The organism is Bacillus ectoiniformans (genome assembly GCF_016908875.1).
Classification (GTDB): domain Bacteria; phylum Bacillota; class Bacilli; order Bacillales; family Domibacillaceae; genus Bacillus_BX; species Bacillus_BX ectoiniformans.
The window spans coordinates 377,823-399,092 of sequence record NZ_JAFBES010000002.1; the positions used below are offsets into that span (position 1 = coordinate 377,823).

General features: G+C 43.2%; 16 protein-coding genes and 2 pseudogenes. 2 read left to right on the plus strand and 16 right to left on the minus strand.

Translation table 11 applies throughout. The annotated features are described in order from the left end of the window. Positions 1 to 165: 165 nt before the first annotated feature. Genes meaB through JOC78_RS05150 form a run of 3 tightly spaced genes read right to left on the minus strand, consistent with a single transcriptional unit; the run spans position 166 to position 5,421 of the window. Entirely contained in the window at positions 166 to 1,272 is a 1,107-nt protein-coding gene (gene meaB, locus JOC78_RS05140; protein ID WP_204553408.1) for a methylmalonyl Co-A mutase-associated GTPase MeaB, read from the minus strand. After that, positions 1,272 to 3,476: a methylmalonyl-CoA mutase gene (gene scpA, locus JOC78_RS05145; RefSeq protein WP_204553409.1), complete on the minus strand. Its 2,205-nt coding sequence runs from the start codon at positions 3,474 to 3,476 to the stop codon at positions 1,272 to 1,274. Before scpA ends, meaB begins: the two co-directional genes overlap by 1 nt. Further along, a complete protein-coding gene (locus tag JOC78_RS05150) occupies positions 3,469 to 5,421 on the minus strand; it encodes a methylmalonyl-CoA mutase family protein (RefSeq protein ID WP_204553410.1) in 1,953 nt (650 codons plus the stop codon). Before JOC78_RS05150 ends, scpA begins: the two co-directional genes overlap by 8 nt. Positions 5,422 to 5,658: 237 nt before the next feature. On the opposite strand from JOC78_RS05150, the gene JOC78_RS05155 reads away from it, so the two are divergent. Further along, positions 5,659 to 6,519 (plus strand): DUF1002 domain-containing protein, encoded by an 861-nt coding sequence (locus JOC78_RS05155; RefSeq protein WP_204553411.1) that lies wholly within the window; start codon positions 5,659 to 5,661, stop codon positions 6,517 to 6,519. A gap of 45 nt (positions 6,520 to 6,564) precedes the next feature. Here the strand turns inward: JOC78_RS05155 and JOC78_RS05160 are convergent. From JOC78_RS05160 to JOC78_RS05190, 8 genes and pseudogenes are all read right to left on the minus strand, one after another. Beyond that, positions 6,565 to 7,539, minus strand: a pseudogene (locus JOC78_RS05160) (dihydrolipoamide acetyltransferase family protein); the annotation flags it as partial. Positions 7,540 to 7,710: 171 nt separating this feature from the next. Next, a pseudogene (locus JOC78_RS17810) lies at positions 7,711 to 7,857 on the minus strand (biotin/lipoyl-containing protein); the annotation flags it as partial. 52 nt (positions 7,858 to 7,909) lie between these two features. After that, the gene (locus JOC78_RS05165) at positions 7,910 to 8,893 is read right to left on the minus strand and encodes an alpha-ketoacid dehydrogenase subunit beta (protein ID WP_204553413.1); all 984 of its coding nucleotides are present in this window, start codon (positions 8,891 to 8,893) and stop codon (positions 7,910 to 7,912) included. 12 nt (positions 8,894 to 8,905) lie between these two features. Then, complete coding sequence (locus JOC78_RS05170; RefSeq protein WP_204553414.1) at positions 8,906 to 9,904, minus strand: thiamine pyrophosphate-dependent dehydrogenase E1 component subunit alpha; 999 nt, start codon at positions 9,902 to 9,904, stop codon at positions 8,906 to 8,908. A 22-nt stretch (positions 9,905 to 9,926) separates the two neighbouring features. Continuing rightward, a complete protein-coding gene (gene lpdA / locus JOC78_RS05175) occupies positions 9,927 to 11,351 on the minus strand; it encodes a dihydrolipoyl dehydrogenase (RefSeq protein ID WP_204553415.1) in 1,425 nt (474 codons plus the stop codon). Positions 11,352 to 11,398: 47 nt separating this feature from the next. After that, positions 11,399 to 11,851: a hypothetical protein gene (locus JOC78_RS05180; protein WP_204553416.1), complete on the minus strand. Its 453-nt coding sequence runs from the start codon at positions 11,849 to 11,851 to the stop codon at positions 11,399 to 11,401. 56 nt (positions 11,852 to 11,907) lie between these two features. Then, entirely contained in the window at positions 11,908 to 13,005 is a 1,098-nt protein-coding gene (gene bcd, locus JOC78_RS05185) for a branched-chain amino acid dehydrogenase (RefSeq protein WP_204553417.1), read from the minus strand. A gap of 144 nt (positions 13,006 to 13,149) precedes the next feature. Next, entirely contained in the window at positions 13,150 to 15,210 is a 2,061-nt protein-coding gene (locus JOC78_RS05190; RefSeq protein WP_204553418.1) for a sigma-54 interaction domain-containing protein, read from the minus strand. Between the two features lie 129 nt (positions 15,211 to 15,339). Between JOC78_RS05190 and JOC78_RS05195 the strand changes: the two genes are divergently transcribed. Further along, the gene (locus JOC78_RS05195; RefSeq protein ID WP_204553419.1) at positions 15,340 to 15,576 is read left to right on the plus strand and encodes a DUF2627 domain-containing protein; all 237 of its coding nucleotides are present in this window, start codon (positions 15,340 to 15,342) and stop codon (positions 15,574 to 15,576) included. Between the two features lie 36 nt (positions 15,577 to 15,612). On the opposite strand, the gene JOC78_RS05200 is transcribed toward JOC78_RS05195, so the two are convergent. The 5 genes from JOC78_RS05200 to ahrC form a co-directional block, all read right to left on the minus strand. Next, the gene (locus JOC78_RS05200) at positions 15,613 to 16,347 is read right to left on the minus strand and encodes a glycerophosphodiester phosphodiesterase (protein ID WP_204553420.1); all 735 of its coding nucleotides are present in this window, start codon (positions 16,345 to 16,347) and stop codon (positions 15,613 to 15,615) included. 188 nt (positions 16,348 to 16,535) lie between these two features. After that, complete coding sequence (gene spo0A / locus JOC78_RS05205) at positions 16,536 to 17,324, minus strand: sporulation transcription factor Spo0A (RefSeq protein ID WP_204553421.1); 789 nt, start codon at positions 17,322 to 17,324, stop codon at positions 16,536 to 16,538. Between the two features lie 182 nt (positions 17,325 to 17,506). Next, entirely contained in the window at positions 17,507 to 18,784 is a 1,278-nt protein-coding gene (gene spoIVB, locus JOC78_RS05210) for a SpoIVB peptidase (protein ID WP_204553422.1), read from the minus strand. Between the two features lie 51 nt (positions 18,785 to 18,835). Continuing rightward, positions 18,836 to 20,539, minus strand: a complete 1,704-nt coding sequence (gene recN, locus JOC78_RS05215; RefSeq protein WP_204553423.1) for a DNA repair protein RecN — start codon at positions 20,537 to 20,539, stop codon at positions 18,836 to 18,838. A gap of 17 nt (positions 20,540 to 20,556) precedes the next feature. Further along, positions 20,557 to 21,006, minus strand: a complete 450-nt coding sequence (ahrC, locus tag JOC78_RS05220) for a transcriptional regulator AhrC/ArgR (protein WP_204553424.1) — start codon at positions 21,004 to 21,006, stop codon at positions 20,557 to 20,559. Positions 21,007 to 21,270 lie beyond the last annotated feature (264 nt).

Sequence of the window (21,270 nt, forward strand, 5' to 3'; positions counted from 1 at the left end):
TGAAAGGAAGAGTTCTGGGTAATAGTAATAATGCAACTAGATCCATACCCCCTAAACTCCCTAACGTTTGGCTGATGATGAACATCAGCCGTTTTTTTATGCCCTTAGATACTAAAACGCAGCCCGGCTAATCACAGCCGGCTGCGTTTTTTCATATGCTTTTATCTATTTGTACACTTGAGTAAATAAATCTTCAGCTGCTTGAGATGGAGTCATTTCTCCGTCCATCGCTTGCTGCTCCATATTTTTCAGCTCCGCTTGAACATACGGGTGCTGATAAAAGTTTGTTTTCAGCTGTTCCATAATCAGCGTATGGAGCCATTCCTTCGTTTGCAGCCGGCGCCGCTCTTCAAATACGCCCGTTTCTTTCGTTGTCGTTTCAAACTCCATAATCACTTTCCATAGATCGCTGATTTTCTCATTTTTCAATGCAGAACAGGTATAAGCTTGTGATTGCCATCCCTTTGTAGATGGCTGAAGCAAATGCAGGAATTGGCTGTATTCTGCTCTTGTCCTTTCAGCTAAACGCTTATTCTCTCCATCTGCTTTATTGACCACAATGGCATCCGCGAGCTCCATAATCCCTTTTTTCATGCCCTGCAGCTCATCACCTGCACCCGTTAATACGAGCAACATAAAGAAATCAACCATTCCGCGGACAATAAACTCACTTTGTCCGACTCCCACTGTTTCGATCAGAATCACGTCAAAACCGGCTGCTTCACAAAGGAGCATCGTTTCCCGCGTTTTTCGATGAACGCCTCCGAGTGTTCCGCTAGAAGGTGAAGGACGAATAAACGCATTCGGGTGCTTCGCTAATAGCTCCATCCGGGTTTTATCACCCAGTATGCTTCCTCCGCTGATGGAAGAGCTCGGATCGATCGCCAGCACAGCTACTTTATAGCCTTCATCACAGAGCATTTTGCCAAACGCTTCGATGAACGTGCTCTTACCTGCCCCCGGCACACCGGTAATTCCTATGCGAACCGAGTTCCCAGTACGCGGAAGAAGTGTCTGCAATAACTCCTGACCGTATTTGTAATGATTTAGCGAATTGCTTTCAATAAACGTAATTGCTTTCGCTAAATCACCTCTTTTTCCGGCCATTACCCCTTCAGATAAAGCTGCCATATCCGGAAGCGCCGTTTCTTTCTTTTGAAATCGCTTCTTTTTTGATGAAACAAATCCGTCATGCATAGAAGAAATTCCTTTCATTACATGAAGAGCCGACTGGCGGCCCTCTTCATGATTGGAATCTTTTTTTTCATCCATTAAGAGCTCACTTCCTCGTAACCGAGGCTCTTATAGATTTCTTCAATAATCTTCTGTGCGGAAACTGGAATGACTGTACCTGGCCCGAAAATAGCTGCGGCTCCATTTTGGCGGAGGAATTCGTAATCTTGTGCTGGAATGACACCGCCTATGAATACGACGATATCTTCGCGCCCAAGCTTTTTCAGTTCTTCTACCAATGCAGGAAGCAGGGTCTTATGACCGGCAGCAAGCGAACTGAAGCCGATGGCATGCACATCATTCTCTACCGCTTGCAAGGCCGTTTCTTCAGGCGTCTGGAATAAAGGTCCGATATCGACATCAAACCCTAAGTCGGCATAGGCTGTCGCAATGACTTTCGCTCCGCGATCATGTCCGTCTTGCCCCATTTTCGCCACTAGAATCCGTGGACGGCGGCCTTCCTGTTCACTGAATTCTTCTGTCATGCGCTTCACTTCTTCAATCTGTTCGGCATCAGAGAAATTAGAGCTGTATACTCCGCTAATGGATCGAATCACGGCTTTATGTCTCCCTCCAGCTTCTTCGACTGCATCAGAAATCTCACCTAATGTGGCACGCGCTCTTGCGGCTATTACAGCCAATTCTAAAAGATTGCCTTCTCCGGATTTTGCGGCTTCGGCAATAGCTTTGAGTGCAGCTTGAACTTGTGCTTCATCGCGAGTTTCTTTCACTTGATTCAGTCGTTCAATCTGCTTTAAACGAACAGCAGTATTATCAATATCCAAGATATCAATCGGGTCTTCCTGGTCAAGGCGGTAACGGTTCACACCGATAATCGTTTCTTTTCCAGAATCGATTTGCGCTTGTCTTCTGGCAGCTGCTTCTTCGATCCGCATTTTTGGCAGCCCCGTTTCAATCGCTTTCGTCATCCCGCCAAGGTCTTCAATCTCTTTAATATGCTCCCATGCACGCTCCATCAGTTCGTTCGTCAATGTTTCCACATAGTAAGAACCAGCCCATGGGTCAATCACTTTCGTAATCCCTGTCTCTTCTTGTAAATACAGCTGTGTATTACGAGCAATTCTAGCAGAGAAGTCAGTCGGCAAAGCAATCGCTTCATCTAGTGCATTCGTGTGAAGCGATTGTGTATGGCCCATTGCTGCCGCATGCGCTTCGATCAGCGTACGCGTCACATTGTTAAATGGATCTTGCTCTGTCAGGCTCCAGCCTGATGTTTGCGAATGTGTTCTAAGCGCCATTGATTTCGTATTCTTCGGGTTAAACGGCTGCATCAGCTGAGCCCAGATCCGGCGAGCCGCCCGCATTTTTGCCACTTCCATAAAGTAGTTCATGCCAATCGCCCAGAAGAAGGACAGGCGCGGAGCAAATGAATCCACTTCAATTCCCGCTTTTAAACCCGTACGGACATATTCCAGCCCGTCTGCCAGGGTATAGGCTAGCTCGATATCAGCAGGCGCTCCAGCTTCTTGCATATGGTAGCCTGAGATACTGATGCTGTTAAATTTCGGCATGTATTTAGACGTATATTCAAAAATATCTGCGATGATTTTCATTGATTGTTCAGGCGGATAAATATATGTGTTACGAACCATATATTCTTTTAAAATATCATTCTGAATCGTCCCAGACAGCTTTTCTTGAGGGACGCCTTGTTCTTCAGCTGTCACGATATAAAATGCCATGATCGGCAGGACAGCCCCATTCATTGTCATAGAAACCGACATCTGATCCAACGGGATTCCGTCAAATAAAATTTTCGTGTCTTCCACCGAGTCAATGGCTACGCCCGCTTTTCCCACATCGCCCACTACGCGTTCATGGTCAGAATCATACCCTCGGTGAGTCGGCAAGTCAAAGGCCACTGATAACCCTTTTTGACCCATGGCCAAATTGCGGCGGTAAAAGGCATTGCTTTCCTCTGCAGTTGAGAATCCGGCATATTGTCGGACTGTCCACGGACGGTTTACGTACATAGTTGGATAAGGTCCTCGAGTAAACGGAGCCACACCCGGCATATCATTTAAATGTTTTAATTCTTTCGTATCTTCTTTTGTATATAGAGGCTTAAGAGAAATAAATTCGTTTGTTTCAGAAGATAATTCATCAAATGATTGTTTCACTTCTTGTTCTAGCTCTTGTTTCCACTTCTCTAAAGATTGATCACTTGTCTTCGCAAATGGCTTAAGATCATGAAAATTAGGTTTGCTCACTGATTTACTCATTAGATTCCTCTCCTTTCCAGATGGATTGCAGAGAAGACAGCTTCTCTAAAAGATTCTGTCCTGCAAATAGATGGCCATCCAGTCCTGCTTCGTGCCATTTGCCATCGGATTCTTCACCAAGCCTGCCCGCTAAATCAACTTTAATCGGTTTAGAAGCCTGTTTAAGTTCTGCAACCAGCTCTGGGCCAAATTCTGCATAAGCCTCATCTTTTCCACAAATGCAGAAATAAGATAATCCGCTTTCCTTTACGAATTGAACCGCTTCTTCAACAGTTTGACAGTCCCCGCTTGATTCAACAGAAATGCCTCCCGTTGAAAGAACGCCAGCTACGAAATCCGCTCTCGGTTTATATTCTTTTAATTTACCTAAACCAATTAAGCCGGCCTTCAATGTCCCGCCTTTTGCTTCTATTCGCTTAGCCTCTTTTCGAAGCTGTTCAAATGGTTCAGACAGACGGCTCGTTTGCAGCGGAGAAATCGCCTCGCCGCTTTCTTTTACATGGAGGCTTGCAATGGTTGTCTCGTCAGTGATTTGATTGACAAGGCTGGCAAAAGAATCGATCTCTTTATTCGCCAGTGAAACGGCATTCACTTGATCTGCTTCAGGAAGAGTTTCTCCGAGGTCAGCATACACGTTTGTACCGATCATGGACTTTTTGCGCGTGGCTAAGTCGTTCATTCGCTTCTTCATCATGTCAGCAAACTCATTTTGAAGCGTGCCATCTTTCAAAGCAGAAAGGATGCCGCCTTTATCTTCAATAGAAAGGAAATAACTCCACGCATTCTTGCCGATTTCTTCAGTGATCGATTCAACGAAGTATGAACCGCCGGCAGGATCAACAACCTTCTCTAGATGGGATTCGCTTCTTAAAAGCATAGGAATATTTCTGGCGATTCGCGCACCTAGCACACTCTCACTTCCCGTCGGTCGGTCAAATGGAGTCACTTGTAAATACTCGACTCCTCCAAGAACAGCGGAAAATGCCTGACTGCCCGTACGAAGGATATTTACATGACGATCTAGCTGAGAAAGAGTGAATTCAGAAGTTTCTGCACTAATTGTTACCTTCATCGCCTCTTCACTAATGCCATAAGCTTGACAGAGAGTAGTCCAAATTTTGCGGAAAGCTCTAATCTTCGCCGTTTCAATAAAGAATTGCGAACCGACAGCAAAATGAAATACGAGCTTACTAGACACTTCATCAGCCGTCCAGCCTTTATCAGTCAGCCATTCTAAATAAAATACCGCTTCTGATAAAGCCAGTGCGATTTCTTGAACGGCATTTCCGCCCGCTGAATGATAAGGAGTTGTATCAACAAGAAGAGTTTTTACATTTGGGTAAGTCCGTTTCAATTCTTCAAGCGCTTCTAATTGAAGGTTTAATCCTTTTTCATTTAACACGATCCCTTTTGAAGCATAGTTCGATACGACATCAGAACCTAGCACTCCGATTGTTTCATTAGACAGGCCTGCTTTTTGCAAGAAAGCAGCTGCTGCAAGAAAATGATCCTTCGTTTTTATGTATAGCGGGTATTGTTCATTATTTAAGTTAGTTAAGATGTCAGCTACTTCAGAATAAGTGCCTTCAGCCAAATCATCTGCCGAAAAGGCCAGCGTATCTTGACCAGCATCCAATGCTTTTTTCAGCTTCTCTTTTAACTCACTAGCTGATGACGACACAGCTGCGTTTGCCATACGCCACGGCTTTTGCAAATAACCGCCTTTATGGAATCCTCGTGTAAAATATAATTCACCCGGATGCTGATCTACCTCATTTGACTCCACGTCTTCTGGCAGATAAAGCGGCTTAAGCGTGATATTTTCATATGTTTGAGTATGCAAGCGAGACAGCGGCTTGCCTTTTAAAGAAGCTTCAGCTGTTTCTTTCCATTGATCGAAGCTTACATCAGCAAAGCTTTGAGATTTCATTTCTTCAACTTTCATAGGGTATCCCTCCTTCATTGTAATCGATTACAAAATAACAGGTTCAAACATTCAAAATATTTCACCTATTTATATATTATTATATTACTCTCTATCAATCAATGATTGCATTTGGAAAAGCATGCCTTGCCTGTTAGAAAATTGTACATTTTTGGCTCATTTCGTGAAAAATTTTTACAGGCATGCTATGCTAAAACTAACTCTGAAAAGAGGAAAAACTATTTAGGGGAGAAAATTATGAAAAGAATTTTCGCATGGATCGGGTTATTGATTTTCAGTTTTGGAACAATAGCTCACGCGGACAGCGCGCCTGGAGATGTGATTGTCACACTTGGCGAAAACTTGACACCTGCACAAAAAGAACAGGTGCTTGAAGAAATGGGAGTCCCTAGTGATGTCACCACGGTCACCGTCTCGAACGCAGAAGAACATAAATATTTAGGCGAGTATATTCCAAAAGCGCAAATTGGTTCAAAAGCGCTCTCATCAAGTAAAATTACGATGAAAGAATCCGGCTACGGCATTAATGTAGAAACGAAAAAAATCACCTGGGTATCAAAGGAAATGTATACGAACGCTCTATCCACTGCTGGAGTGAAAGATGCGGATATTTATATCACTGCACCATTTGATGTATCCGGCACAGCTGCACTAACAGGATTAATTAAAGCTTACGAAACATCCACAGGCGAAAAAATTCCTGAAGAACAAAAACAAGTCGCTAACGAAGAAATGGTTACAACGGCTAAGCTCGGAGATCAAATCGGAGAAAAAGAAGCAACTGAATTAATCCAGCGCATTAAAGAAGAAGTAGCGGCTCAAAATCCGCAAACCGTTCAAGATATTCAAGTGATTATCAATAATATCTCAAATGAATTAAACATCCAGCTGACGCAGGATCAGATTGATCAGTTAGCTGCACTATTTGATAAAATGCAAAACTTAAATATCAATTGGGACCAAGTGAACAATCAGCTTGATAAAGCAAAAGAAAAATGGGATACGTTCAAGAATTCAGAAGAAGGCAAAGGCATTCTTCAATCCCTTATCGACTTTCTGCAATCCATCGTGGATGGAATTGCCGGACTGTTTAAATAATGAAAAAAGGCAGATGCTGAACGATTCAGCTCTGCCTTTTTTCTATTAATAGACGGATGTATTCTCTTTCGTTACATTCTCTAGAATTTCTTTCACGCGCTTTAAGAAACGGCCGCACACTAAACCGTCAAGCACACGGTGGTCAAGGGACAGACATAGATTCACCATATCACGAACAGCGATCATTCCGTTGTTCATCACAACTGGACGTTTCACAATGGATTCGACTTGGAGAATTGCTGCTTGCGGGTAATTAATAATGCCCATAGATTGAACCGAACCGAAAGAACCCGTGTTGTTTACAGTAAATGTTCCACCTTGCATTTCATCCGCTTTCAATGAACCGGAGCGGACTTTTCCTGCTAATTCATTGACTTCACGGCCGATGCCTTTAATTGTTTTTTCGTCCGCTTGTTTGATAACTGGAACGAACAAAGCATCGTCTGTGGCAACGGCAATGGAAAGATTGATGTCTTTCTTCTGAATGATTTGATCTCCTGCCCACATGGAGTTCATTTCAGGGAACTCTTTTAACGCTTGAGCTACCGCTTTCACGAAGAACGCAAAATACGTTAAGTTAAAGCCTTCACGCTGCTTAAATTCCTGCTTTAATGAATCACGGTACGCGACTAGATTGGTCACGTCCACTTCGATCATCGTCCAGGCATGCGGCACTTCCTGCTTCGCCCGCACCATATTTGCGGCAATGGCTTTTCTGACACCGCTCACTGGAATGCTCGTATCTCCAGGCATTGATTTTACTGCTGGAGCTGCACTTGCTTTCGGAGCTGATGGCTGCTTATAGTCCGGTGCTTGAATCGGCGCTTGCTGATCAATAGCCGGGGCTTTTTGTGTTTCAGCCTGTGGCGCTTGTGACGCTTGCGGCATTTCTCCTGAATCTATCACTTTCTGAATATCTTTACGCGTAATCCGTCCGCCTTTGCCTGTTCCGCTCAATTGAGTTAAATCAATATTGTGCTCTTGAGACAGTTTAAGAACGGCTGGAGAGTAGCGTGTTTTATTCCCTTGCTGCTGTGTCTCTTGATTGTCTGTTTCTGTCTTTGCAGCAGACTCTGCCGGACTTTTAGCTTCGGCTGATTCAGCACTTCCTGCTCCGCCATCCACTTCCATTAGGCAAATGATTTCTCCCACCTCTAGCGTATCGCCTTCCGCCGCAGACAATTCTTTAATGGTGCCTGTAAAGGAAGACGGCACCTCCGCATTCACTTTATCCGTCATGACTTCTGCAATTGGATCATATTTATTGACATGATCTCCTGCGGACACAAGCCACTTGCTGATTGTTCCTTCTGTGACACTCTCCCCTAGCTGAGGCATGGTTACTTTTTCAACAGCCACAAAAAATTCCTCCTTCCTGCTCTTTGTTCAATTAATATTCAGCTAATTCTCTCATCGCTTTTTCGACTTTATCCGGATTCACCATAAAGTATTTCTCCATCGTCGGCGCATATGGCATAGCCGGGATATCTGGTCCTGCTAAACGCATAATTGGCGCATCTAGGTCAAACAGGCAGTTTTCTGCAATGATAGCTGCTACTTCACTCATAATGCTTCCTTCTTTATTATCCTCTGTCAAAAGCAGCACTTTGCCTGTTTTGCTGGCCGCTTCCATGATCGCTTCTTTATCAAGCGGGTAAACCGTACGCAAATCCAAGACTTCTGCTTCAATTCCGTCTTTAGACAGTTTCTCAGCTGCCTGCATAGCAAAATGAACGCATAAGCCATACGTAATAACAGTCAGGTCTTCACCTTTACGTTTAATATCTGCTTTTCCGATTGGCAGCGTATAATCGTCCGCCGGCACTTCTCCCTTGATTAATCGGTAGGCGCGCTTATGCTCAAAGAATAACACTGGATCTTCATCTCGAATGGCAGCCTTTAATAAGCCTTTGACATCATAAGGTGTGGAAGGCATCACAATTTTCAGCCCCGGCTGGTTGGCGAATACTGCTTCCACGGATTGAGAGTGATACAGAGCACCATGTACGCCTCCGCCATATGGTGCGCGAATAACCATCGGACAGTTCCAGTCGTTGTTTGAACGATAACGGATACGTGCAGCTTCTGAGATAATCTGATTGACTGCCGGCATGATGAAATCAGCAAATTGCATTTCAGCGATTGGACGCATCCCATACATCGCAGCACCAATGCCCACGCCGGCAATGGCAGATTCAGCAAGCGGCGTATCGATGACCCGCTCTTCTCCGAATTGATCATACAGCCCTTGAGTCGCTTTGAACACGCCACCCTTTTTTCCTACATCTTCCCCTAGTACAAAAACTTTTGAATCCCGTTCCATTTCTTCACGAATCGCCATTGTGACCGCATCAATATATGAAATAACTGGCATCGTTTTCCCCCCTTATTGCTTTTCGGCGTACACGTATTTTAATGCTTCTTCTGCGTCGGCATACGGCGCATTTTCTGCATAATCTGTCGCTTCATTCACAAGCTTCATCACTCGGTCATTAATTGTCTTTTCCAGTTCGTCATCCATACAGCCCGTTTCTTTTAAATAAGCTCCGAATGTAATAATTGGATCATTAGATTTCGCTTTTGCCACTTCATCCGGTGAACGGTAGCTGCGATCGTCATCATCCGATGAATGCGGTGTCAGCCTGTAAGAAACCGTTTCAATTAAAGTTGGTCCTTCGCCGCGGCGGCCTCGCTCCGCTGCTTCTTTAACCGCTTTATATACTTCAATCGGGTCGTTGCCGTCTACTGTGAATCCTGGCATACCGTAACCGATGGCACGATCCGAAACATTTTCACAAGCCAATTGCTTTTCGACCGGAACTGAAATGGCATATTTATTGTTTTCACACATAAAGATGACTGGTAATTTATGCACACCGGCAAAGTTGGCTCCTTCATGGAAATCTCCCTGATTGGAAGAGCCTTCACCAAACGTAACGAACGTGACGAGATCTTTTTTCTCCATTTTCCCACCCAATGCTACTCCTACCGCATGAGGAACCTGTGTCGTTACCGGAGAAGAACCTGTGACAATCCGGTTTTTCTTCTGACCAAAGTGACCGGGCATTTGACGGCCGCCAGAGTTAGGATCTTCAGCTTTCGCAAAGCCAGACAGCATTAAGTCAGTCGCTGTCATGCCAAATGTTAAGACCACTCCCATGTCTCGGTAATAAGGGAAGACATAATCTTTTTCCTTATCAAGGGCAAATGCAGCTCCCACTTGCGCAGCTTCTTGGCCTTGACATGAAATAACAAATGGAATTTTCCCAGAGCGGTTTAAAAGCCACATCCGTTCATCCAAACGCCGGGCAAGCAGCATTGTTTCATACATTTCCAGTACTTTTTCATCGCTTAATCCTAATTCAGCGTGGCGATTTTCTGCCATATTCAATTCCTCCCATCAATTCTTATGAATGTATTGCTTTCCCATCAACAGCCAAAGCCGCTTCTCCGATTGCCTCACTTAGTGTCGGGTGCGGGTGAATCGTATGCCCGATTTCCCAAGCTGCCGCATCTAATACTTTTGCAAGACCGGCTTCTGAAATCATATCCGTCACATGAGGTCCGATCATATGGACACCAAGAACATCATCTGTTTGTTTATCTGCGACAATTTTGACGAACCCGTCGCTTTCTCCGTACACGAGTGCCTTGCCAATCGCACGGAATGAAAATTTCCCCGTTTTCACTTCAAAGCCTTGGTCCACTGCCTGTTGTTCTGTTAAACCGACACTTGCTGCTTCAGGGCTTGAGTAAATGCATTTGGATACCGTGTTGTAATCGATCGGATCTACGTTCTCTCCAAATATATGTTCTATCGCTGTAATCCCTTCGTGAGAAGCTACATGTGCCAGCTGCAATCCCCCAATGACATCCCCGATGGCATATATATGAGATTCTTTTGTTTGGTAAAACTCGTTTACATCAATAAAGCCTTTCTCTATTTGAATATCTGTATTCTCAAGGCCAATTCCTTCTACATTAGCCTGACGGCCGACAGAGACAAGAATTTTTTCTGCTGTAAATGTTTGCTCGCTTCCGCCCGCTTCAGCTTTGATGCTCACTTCTCCATCGGCTTTCTGAACAGTTTCTGCCAGCACTTTCGCCTTAGTGACAAATTCAACACCGCGTTTCTTCAAAAGACGCTCCATCTCTTTCGATACTTCTTTGTCTTCAGTCGGAATAATGCGGTCAGCGTATTCAATCACTGTCACTTTAGAACCGAAGTCACAAAGCATCGAAGCCCATTCAATGCCAATCACTCCGCCGCCCACGATAATAATCGATTTTGGCACTTCAGTTAGTTCTAACGCTTCGTCGGATGAAAGGACATATTCACCGTCAATGTCCAGTCCAGGGAGCGTTCTTGGTCGTGAGCCTGTAGCCACTACAACATTTTTTGGAATCAGCATTTCATTATCTGTTCCATTATTCATCTCCACAGATATCGTTCCGGGCATCGGAGAGAAAATGGATGGGCCTAAGATTCGTCCTAAGCCTTCAAATACATCGATCTTGCCTTTTTTCATGAGCTGCTGCACACCGCTGTGTAGGCCATCGATAATCTTTTGTTTGCGCTCTTGCACTTTCATGAAGTTTAAGGAAACACCTTCTGTTGAAACACCAAATTCCTCACTGTTTTTTGCTGTAGAATAGACTTCCGCGCTTCTTAATAGAGCTTTGCTTGGAATGCATCCTTTGTGAAGGCAAGTGCCTCCAAGCTTTCCTTTTTCTACAATTGCTGTTTTTAAACCTAGCTGTGCTGCCCGGATCGCAGCTACATAACCGCCCGTTCCGCCTCCAAGCACCACTACATCATATTCTTCAGCCATTACGATTCCTCCCCTTACTTACAATCCGTTTACATTTTCATACTGTATTAGTCTTTCAGTTTCTTGAGAACTTGCCCCGCCATACATCGCAAAATAGGATCGTCTAAATAGTTTTCCTCCGGCGCTCTTTCTTGCTCCAGATGTTGAACGGGTATAAAAAAAGAGGAAACATTTAGTCCTTCAGCTATATTCCTGGCTAGTTCCTTTCCATTTTCAATAGACTTGCGATCGAATGATACACACTTTTCTTCAGCATTCATCCCTTCGCCTTGCCCATTCACTGTACAAACTGCATTCAGCTTAGAAATATTAATGCCTTCTTCATCCAGAGAAGCCAATAGTTTAAGGGAAGCTTCATGAAACCGCCCCGGTTGAAATGCCGGCGCTATTTCTGCAGGAAATGTTTTTTCACATACGGATTTTTGGTTATCAAACACACCTGCTTTTAATACATTTTCACTGATATAAAGCACCAGCAAGCGATATTCTTTCGTTTCCAACTCCGCACCTCCCGATTCCTTCCCCTCATTATCGGCTTAAACTGCCGCTGTTCTCTTTACTTTCGACGGCTTAAGGTATGCATGCCGTTTAATAGGAACTGGCTTCGTGCTCCGCGCATTTTTTCAATTCTTTCTTCTGCCATGCGGTCAGCTGCCATATATGTTGGAATCTGATCTCGTTTAGAGATTTCAATTACCTTTTCAATATTGTTATATATTTGCTCGACTTTTCTCATTGCACGATCACGGTTATAGCCATGCAGTTCATCAGCTACATTAATTACACCGCCGGCATTAATCACGTAATCAGGAGCATAGACTATTCCTAATTCATGAATCATATCTCCGTGCTGTGTGTCCTTCAGCTGATTGTTCGCAGATCCAGCAATCACTTTCGCTTTTAATTGAGGAATCGTTGTATTGTTAATGACTGCACCAAGTGCACACGGGGCAAAGATGTCCGCTTGCACTCCATAGATTTCATCAGGATTCACTGCTTTCGCACCAAAGTCATCCACTGCTCGCTGCACCGATTCTTTATTGATATCTGTGACGATCAGGTTGGCTCCTTCTTCATGCAAGTGACGGCACAGGTGATAGGCGACATTTCCGACTCCTTGAACGGATACTGTCAGCCCTTCTAAAGAATCCGTTCCAAAAGCTTCTTTAGCCGCAGCTTTCATCCCTACGAAACAGCCATATGCCGTGACTGGTGAAGGGTTGCCGGAAGATCCGAACGCTGGTGAAATTCCAGTTACATAATCTGTTTCTTCATGAATTAAATCCATATCCTCCACAGTCGTTCCCACATCTTCTGCTGTAATATAGCGCCCATTTAACCCTTGGATAAACCGGCCAAACGCACGGAACATTTCTTCATTTTTATCTTTTCGAGGATCACCGATTATGACCGTCTTTCCTCCGCCTAAATTTAATCCCGCAGCTGCGTTTTTATATGTCATTCCCTTTGCCAGACGAAGAGCGTCCTCAATGGCCTCTTCTTCTGATGCGTACGTCCACATTCTTGTTCCGCCAAGTGCCGGCCCAAGTGTTGTATCATGAATTGCTACGATAGCTTTTAACCCCGATGTTTGATCCTGGCAAAATACCAGCTGTTCATAATCATATCTTTCCATATATTTAAAAATTTCCACTATAAATCCCCCTTGTTCACGTAAAGTTTGAACTTACTTAACTAATTGCAAGAAGCGTGCCAATACCAAAACCAATGAAAACGCTTTATTTCCGCTCATTAAAAATGCAACATTTTGCACGGTAAGCAAAATGTTGCATGCAAATTATTGCAAATTATATTTTTCCAGCTTGTAATACAAATTTCTTACAGACACGCCTAATTGCTTCGCAGTAGTAGTTTTATTCCCATTGTTCCCTTCTAGTGCGAATTTAATCACTTGTTTTTCATGACTTTCCATCATTTCTTGAAGGCTTTTACCATTTAACTCCGTTGAGGTTCCTTGCCAAATGTTTGCTTCTGTTTCTTGTACTGACACTTCAGCCGGAAGCAAAAGGGTATCCGCACTGATCTTTCTGTCGCTGTAATTGAGAAAAATCATAGCTCTCCCTAAAATATTTTCTAGCTCCCGCACATTTCCTGGCCACTGATAGGCTTGAAGTTTTCTTAGGGCTTCTTCCGTTAATCCTTCAACATTTCTTCCATAGTCCTGATTGATTTTTACAATTAACCGCTCACATAAGAGAGGAATGTCATCTTTCCGTTTTCTTAAAGGAGGAATATGGATTGGCATCCTGTTAAGCCGGTAATATAAATCCTCCCGAAAACTCCCGTCTGCAATTCCCTTTTCTAAATTAACATTCGTTGCAGCAATCACTCGGACATTGATGGCGATCGGCTTCGTCCCGCCCACTCGGACAATTTCATTTTCCTGCAACACTCTGAGTAGCTTCGCTTGTGTATTGGCGCTTAATTCTCCAATCTCATCCAAAAGAATACTTCCATTATTCGCTTCTTCAAATAAGCCTCTTTTCCCCCCGCGGCGAGCGCCTGAAAAAGCTCCTTCTTCATAGCCAAACAGTTCGCTTTCTAATAAAGATTCAGAAAGCGCGGCGCAATTCACTCTGACAAAACGGTTAAACTTTCGGTCACTGGCATTATGGATGGCGTGAGCAAATAATTCTTTGCCGGTGCCAGATTCTCCCCTTAGCAATATATTCGCTGGTGTGTTCGCCCCAAGTTTTGCCTGTTCAACGGCAAGCTTCATTTCTTCTGAACGGCCAATGATATCCTCAAACGTATATTTCGCTTCGAGTGTCCGAATGATCTGCCGGGCTCGATGAAGCTGTTTCGTTAATGATTGAATCTCTGTCATATCATGAATGACGCCAACACTGCCTTTTAAATGGCCATCTACTACAATCGGAGCGACATTCACCACTACTTCTTTCTTTTTTGGGCCAACACTCATTCTGACTCCACGGACCGGACGTTTTGTCTCAAGCACCTGTAAATGGACGCTTTCCCCTTCAGAAATATCGGCTGTGGCAGGCTTTCCAATGACCTCAGCTTGCTTAAGCCCAGTCAGTCTTGTGTAAGCAGGGTTAATCAAAATCCCTCTGCCTGCTTCATCGACAACAGAAATGGCATCGTCACTCGAATGGATAATCGCTTCTAGCATCGTTTGGATTTCCTTTAAATTGGTGACCTCAGCGGCTAAATTTACTACTTCGGTAATGTCTTTAAACACGGAGAAAGCGCCAATGACTTCCCCTTCACTAGTAATCATTGGAATACGGGAGGTAATAATTTTTAAACCCGTACTCAGCATATGTTCCTGGTTGATTTCCATTCGCTTCTCATTCATAATAACCGGCAGCCGGCTGCTTGGAATAATTTCATTGATGTGTTTACCTACTGCATCATCTTTTCGAAAACCCGTGATTCGTTCGGCACTTTTATTAAAGAGAATCACTTGTTCTGAACGGTCAATCACGATCATGCCTTCATCGGTGGATTCAAATATTAAATCATATTGATAAGATTGATGCCGAAGCTTCGTAATTAACTGTTCCTTTTGTTCAAGAAGCTGAGCCAGCAAATAAGCCACACTTCCTGGAATTATCGTCGCGTTTCCTGCTTGTTCACGCAATTGCTGGAACATCGTAACATCGGTCGATACTTCAACGATGATATCTGGTTTCTGCGGAGCAAATACCTTCCAGTTATTTGCTGTCGGAATGCCTTTTTCTTTTGCATATAAGAAACCCGGCGCCTGTTCGTTGACATCTGCTAACCCAATAATTTTTAAAATTTTGCTGTTTTTCAAAATCTTAAGTACAGCAAGTCCCCCTTGGCCGCCCCCTACTATAAGTACAGTCTGCATTTCTCCACCTTGCTTTCCTTCAGTCTGCAATTTTCTTCATAGTTCTATTTTAAAGAAGCGTTCAAGACTTGACAAATTTAACAAGTAAGATATGATTTTTGATGATGATGGATTGTGAAGGAGAATAAAATGATTCGATTCTTAGCCTTATCAGTATTGGTGATTCCCGGCTTTTTAGCAGGTCTAGGCATAAAATTAATGAGGGATATGCTCTTTGGTGTGCTGCAGTCTCCCTTTCCGTATCTGTGGCTGCAGTTTGTAGTTGGACTTCTCTTGTTTCTTGGAGGTTTAGGATTTGTTGCCGGGTTTATCTTTCGCCGAGACCGCAAAAATAATAAAGTTCAGACAAAATTCAAAAAAGAGTAAAGCGGCGGCCAAAGGCACTCGCTTTACTCTTTTTGTTTACCTTCCTACTATCTCTTTCCTGACAGCAAGGGCCTTTTTCGGATCATCTGTGAAAAAGGCTGAACACTTCTGTTCGATCAGCCAGCGCATTTGTTTTTCCTTATTTACTGTATAAGGACGTACGCTCACTCCGCTTTCTAGAGAAGATTGAATAATATGGTTATTGAGCGTCCGGATGTTTGGATGAATGGCTTTCGCTCGAATTGCCTGAGCGTATGTCCAGGGCATATACAAATTTGACGAATACAGCGGCGCTGTCTCTATATCTGGCGCGAGCTGATAAAAGTGCGTTAAAGAATAATGATTAAATGAAGAAATAATCACCCTTTGCTCATAGTGATACTCACGAATAAGCTGAATGACTTTTTCCTCCATCCCTTCATAAGGCAATTCATTATTCTTAAGCTCTATATTACAGATAATTTCATTGTTCTTCATCCATTCAAATACTTCTCGAAGAAGCGGGATGCGAGGCGTTTCTTCTAGCCCTTTAAACGTATAGCTTGCATCTAGCTTTTGCAGATCTTGTGCCAGATAATCTTTCACATAGCCTTTGCCATTCGTCGTCCGATCGACTTTTTCGTCATGAATCACCGCAAGCTCTCCATCTTTCGTCAGCTGCACGTCCAGTTCGATTCCTTCTGCTCCTGCTTGTTCAGCCTTTATAAATGCGGTCATCGTATTTTCTGGGGCAATGAGCGAATACCCTCTATGTCCAAATATTAATGTCATCCCTACACACCCTCTCATGAAATATGTATCACACATTTACCATCGAAAACTGCGCTGCTTCTTCCATTGCTACTATAAGTTTATTCCTTTTAAACACAATATACACGCACTCGTCCCATTTAAACAAAATAAAAACACTTTCCCCGTAAGCGAAAAGTGTTTTTATATTAGTTATTTTAGTCTTCCTTTCAAGAAGCCTTATGCTCTAAACGCAATTTATCCGCAACAATGGCGATAAATTCGGAATTCGTCGGCTTCGCCTTTGTCATAGAGACTGTGTAGCCGAATAAAGTCGAAATTGACTCAATGTTCCCTCTCGACCAAGCGACTTCAATGGCGTGACGAATCGCCCGCTCTACGCGGCTCGCAGTTGTGTTATATTTTTTAGCGATGTCTGGGTATAACACTTTCGTAATCGACCCAAGCAGTTCAATGTCGTTATAAACCATTGAAATCGCTTCCCTTAAATATAAATAGCCTTTAATATGGGCAGGAACACCAATTTCATGAATAATGCTTGTAATACTGGCATCCAAGTTTTTCGGTTTTTTAGGTGAGGCGTTAAAATATGATTGTGAGGACCGTTGAAGAACTGGCTGATCATTTCCGCTTACCTGGCGGATGTGACTCACGAGGCTGTCCATATCAAAGGGCTTTAGCATAAAATAAGAAGCGCCTAGCTCAACCGCTTTTTTCGTTACATCCTCTTGACCAAAAGCTGTTAACATAATCACATTGGGGTTCTGTTTCATCTCCGTGCTTCTCATTTTCTCAAGCACAGCTAATCCGTCTACATGGGGCATAATGATATCTAATACCAAAACATCTGGATTCGCTTCCGGAAGCATTTCTAAGCATTCTTGACCGTTATTAGCCGTTGCGACAACCTTCATATCTTCTTGTGAAGATAAATATTCCTCAAGCATCCTTACTAATTCCCGATTGTCATCCACGATTGCTACTTTTATTTGACTCACTATAAAGTTCCTCCTCGTCCCTTGTCTCACTTATAGTACTATTCTAAAGGATTTTTCGACAAAGCGAAATGAAATCCTTTTATTTTTTAGGTTTTTTTGGAATATATATATTTTTCGCTCTTTTTCTTTTTCATTCGACTTGTTTCACCCACTAAAAAAAACAAGCGGAATCAACCCGCTTGCTAACTTGCCTTTTGATGTTCGTTTTGAGAAAGGGGAATGCCTGCTTCATTCAGCATCCACTCAATATGCACGCCATACCCTGATGTAGGATCATTAACGAAGACGTGCGTTACAGCTCCGATCACTTTTCCATTTTGGATAATCGGGCTTCCGCTCATTCCTTGTACAATCCCGCCCGTTCGGTCAAGCAGTTTCGGGTCGGTAATCTTCAGTATCATCCCTTTAGTCGCCGGACTTTTTTGCGGAATCGAGCTGACAATTTCTATATCGTACCATTCCACTTTTTCTCCTTGAACAACTGTCAGAATTTTAGCTGGTCCCTCTTTCACTTCATGAGACAAAGCGACAGGGTAAGACTTATCACTGATCCCATTTGAGATCTGCTCATTCAGCTGACCAAAAATGCCATAATGGCTATTTCTTTTAATATCGCCGATTTCTTTTTGCCCTTCATTAAACTGAGCTAACTTTTCACCCGGGTTTCCGTTCTTGCCTTTTTCAATGGATGTCACTGTTGAATGCACGATTTCTCCATCCTGCACAACAATTGGTTTTTTCGTATCCATATCAGCTATTACATGCCCAAGCGCCCCATACTTTTTGGATTGCGGCTCGTAAAACGTGAGAGTGCCGATTCCTGCTGCCGAGTCACGAATATACAGACCAAGCTTATAAATATGTTCATTTTTATCTTTTAAAGGCAAAAGCTTTGTTTGGATCGTTTTTTTATCTCTGACAACTACTACATCCATCGCTTGATTGCGTTCTCCTGCCGCTTCCACAAAAGAACCGATTTCCTGCATTTGTTCGATCTTCTTCCCATTAATTTCAGTAATCATATCTCCAACTTGAATTCCTGCGGTTTCGCCTGGAGATTTTTTCCCTGAAGGCGTTTCCACTAAATGATGCCCTACCACTAACACGCCGCGTGAGTTTAACTTAATCCCTATTGACTGGCCCCCTGGAATGACCCTGATTGAGTGATTGCGGGGAGACATTTCTTTTTCGGCTGGAAAACCAGCTAAATATAACAGCTCTTCGTTTTTGAAGAGATTAGATCCGCCGATCGCTGCCGTACTTTCCTGCATTCTCGTCTGCTGGCTGTTTGCAGCTGCTTCTGCTGCAATCAAGTGCCAGCTCAAACATAAAACGGCAATTGAAACAAGGAGAATTCCACCAGTGGTTATGCGTGTACAAAGCTTTCTCAAACCATTCACTCTCCTCGCTTCAATTCCAGCCCGACTTGTATTGGCCGTACTTATACTTTCTCCTTTCATGCCGTCATTTATTACGGAAAAAAGCTACCCTCATTGGATAGCTTTTCATGTTTATTTCATCGAAGCAGCTAACTGAAGCAGCTCTTTGGCATGCTGCTTTGTTAAGTCAGTCATTTCCACACCTGAAATCATACGGCCGATTTCTTTCACCTTTTCATCATTCGCCAGTGGTTCGACTAATGTTTTCGTACGGCCTTCTTTCATTTCTTTAGAGATGTACAAATGTGTATCTGCCATCGCAGCCACTTGCGGCAAGTGAGAGATACAAAGCACTTGTGAATGCAGTGCAACTTGATAAATTTTCTCGCCGATCGCCTGTGCGACTCTTCCGCTGACGCCCGTATCCACTTCGTCAAAAATGATGGAAGTGATGCCCTGGTGCTTGGAGAAAATCGTCTTCATCGCGAGCATCACCCGCGAAAGCTCTCCGCCGGATGCCACCTTCGCAAGCGGTTTTAACGGTTCGCCTGGGTTGGTGGAAATGTAGAATTCAACTTCATCCATTCCATCTTTTTTAAACCGATAATCATTTTCTGTCATTTTCTCTCCTGATAAGTGAAAATGAATATCGAATACCGTTTTATCCATGTATAATTGCTTTAATTCTCCATGAATCGCTTTTATTAATTTCTCCGCCCATTTCAAGCGTAAATGGCTTAATTGCTTACCTTCTAATAATAAATCTTTTTGATAAGAAGCCAGTTCTTTTTGAAGCTTTTCGATATGGGTTTCTCTGTTTGTGAGCGTTTCAATTTCCTCTTCAATTTTTGCGCCATATTCAATGATCTCTTCAACGGTTTGTCCATATTTTCTCTTCAGCTGATTGATTTCATTCAGCCGGTTCTCAATTTCATTTAACCGGTTGGGCTCGAACTCCAAATTGCCGAGTTCTGAACTTGTTTGTCTGGCTGCATCTTCTAGCATATAAAAGCTGTTAGAGACCGCTTCATAGATCGGGCGGTACTGATCATCTAATTCTGCGGCTGTTTCAAGCTGGTTCATCGCAAGCGCTACCCAGTCTAGGCCCTTACCTTCTCCACTTAGAGAGTTCACGCCGGTTTGCATGGACTCATACAGCTTTTCAAAGTTAGACAGCTTTTTCTTTTCATCAAACAGTTCTTCATCTTCATTTAATTTCAGCTCCGCTTTTTGAATTTCATTCAGCTGAAACTGAATTAAATCAAGCCTGTGAGCCATTTGCTGTTCGTTTTCACTCAATTGCTTTATGCCTTTAAGGGTCTGTTCATAACGATGGTAAATGTCCATATAGTTTTTTTTCGCTTGTAGTATTTCCGTTCCGCCGTATTGATCTAAGAGCCGAAGATGCTGTACGTCATCCATTAATTCTTGATGTTCATGCTGGCCATGAATATCAATTAGCGATGAACCGACTTCCCTTAACGTCGCAATCGTTACCAGCTTTCCATTGATCCGGCACACGCTTTTTCCGCTATGGGAGATCTCACGGCGAATAATAATCATTTCATCTTCAATATCAATACCGAATTCTTTTGCCTTGGCATAACAGGGGTGCTGATCATTCTCAAAGACAAACATTCCTTCGATTTCCGCCTTCTTCTCCCCATGGCGGACAAATTCGGATGAACCTCTGCCTCCCACCAGCAAGTGTACCGCATCAATAATAATGGATTTGCCGGCTCCTGTCTCTCCAGTTAACACCGTTAACCCTTTTTCGAGCGATAGGCTAAGTTCTTCGATTATGGCAAAATTTCTAATGGATAGTTCCTGTAGCAATTTCTCCTCACCTCAAATTACAGCATTTCTAAAAAGCGTTCTGAAATAATTGAAGTATTCTCTGGCGCGCGGCAAATAAGCAAGCATGTATCATCTCCGCAAATTGTGCCCATAATTTCTTCCCAGTCTAAGTTGTCAATTAAAGCACCTACTGCTTGAGCATTCCCGGGAAGCGTTTTCATCACCACAAAGTGACCAGCTGAATCAATACTGACAAACGAATCAACCAGCGTGCGTTTTAATTTTTGGAGCGGATTAAACCTTTGATCCGCAGGCAGGCTGTATTTATAACGGCCGTCCATGAGCGGGACTTTCACTAAGTGGAGCTCTTTAATATCACGAGATACCGTCGCTTGTGTCACATTATAGCCTGCACTCTTCAAACGATCGACTAAATCATCCTGCGTTTCAATCTCATTGTTGGCAATTAATTCTCTAATTTTAATATGGCGTTGGCCTTTATTCATTGTTCCACCTCATTAATGTATAAATATACGAATTATACATTATGATAACTTATTTCTACTTTAATGTATAGTAACAGACGACACACTTTGCAAAAATGCTCTGCATTTTTAGAAAAACTGCTCTTTCCAAAATCGAGTAGGAGGGGGTGACTAACCCCCGACCTCTCACACCACCGTACGTACCGATCGGTATACGGCGGTTCATTTAAGTATGACGTAAATCATTGTATCGATCTAATAAGCTTTTCAGCTTTTGCTTTCGCC

Bases quoted from the DNA above. Each gene is read 5' to 3' on its own strand.
- meaB (WP_204553408.1), bottom strand. From the start codon at position 1,272: ATGGATGAAAAAAAAGATTCCAATCATGAAGAGGGCCGCCAGTCGGCT.
- scpA (WP_204553409.1), bottom strand. From the start codon at position 3,476: ATGAGTAAATCAGTGAGCAAACCTAATTTTCATGATCTTAAGCCATTT.
- JOC78_RS05150 (WP_204553410.1), bottom strand. From the start codon at position 5,421: ATGAAAGTTGAAGAAATGAAATCTCAAAGCTTTGCTGATGTAAGCTTC.
- JOC78_RS05155 (WP_204553411.1), top strand. From the start codon at position 5,659: ATGAAAAGAATTTTCGCATGGATCGGGTTATTGATTTTCAGTTTTGGA.
- JOC78_RS05165 (WP_204553413.1), bottom strand. From the start codon at position 8,893: ATGCCAGTTATTTCATATATTGATGCGGTCACAATGGCGATTCGTGAA.
- JOC78_RS05170 (WP_204553414.1), bottom strand. From the start codon at position 9,904: ATGGCAGAAAATCGCCACGCTGAATTAGGATTAAGCGATGAAAAAGTA.
- lpdA (WP_204553415.1), bottom strand. From the start codon at position 11,351: ATGGCTGAAGAATATGATGTAGTGGTGCTTGGAGGCGGAACGGGCGGT.
- JOC78_RS05190 (WP_204553418.1), bottom strand. From the start codon at position 15,210: ATGCAGACTGTACTTATAGTAGGGGGCGGCCAAGGGGGACTTGCTGTA.
- JOC78_RS05195 (WP_204553419.1), top strand. From the start codon at position 15,340: ATGATTCGATTCTTAGCCTTATCAGTATTGGTGATTCCCGGCTTTTTA.
- JOC78_RS05200 (WP_204553420.1), bottom strand. From the start codon at position 16,347: ATGACATTAATATTTGGACATAGAGGGTATTCGCTCATTGCCCCAGAA.
- spoIVB (WP_204553422.1), bottom strand. From the start codon at position 18,784: ATGAAAGGAGAAAGTATAAGTACGGCCAATACAAGTCGGGCTGGAATT.
- ahrC (WP_204553424.1), bottom strand. From the start codon at position 21,006: ATGAATAAAGGCCAACGCCATATTAAAATTAGAGAATTAATTGCCAAC.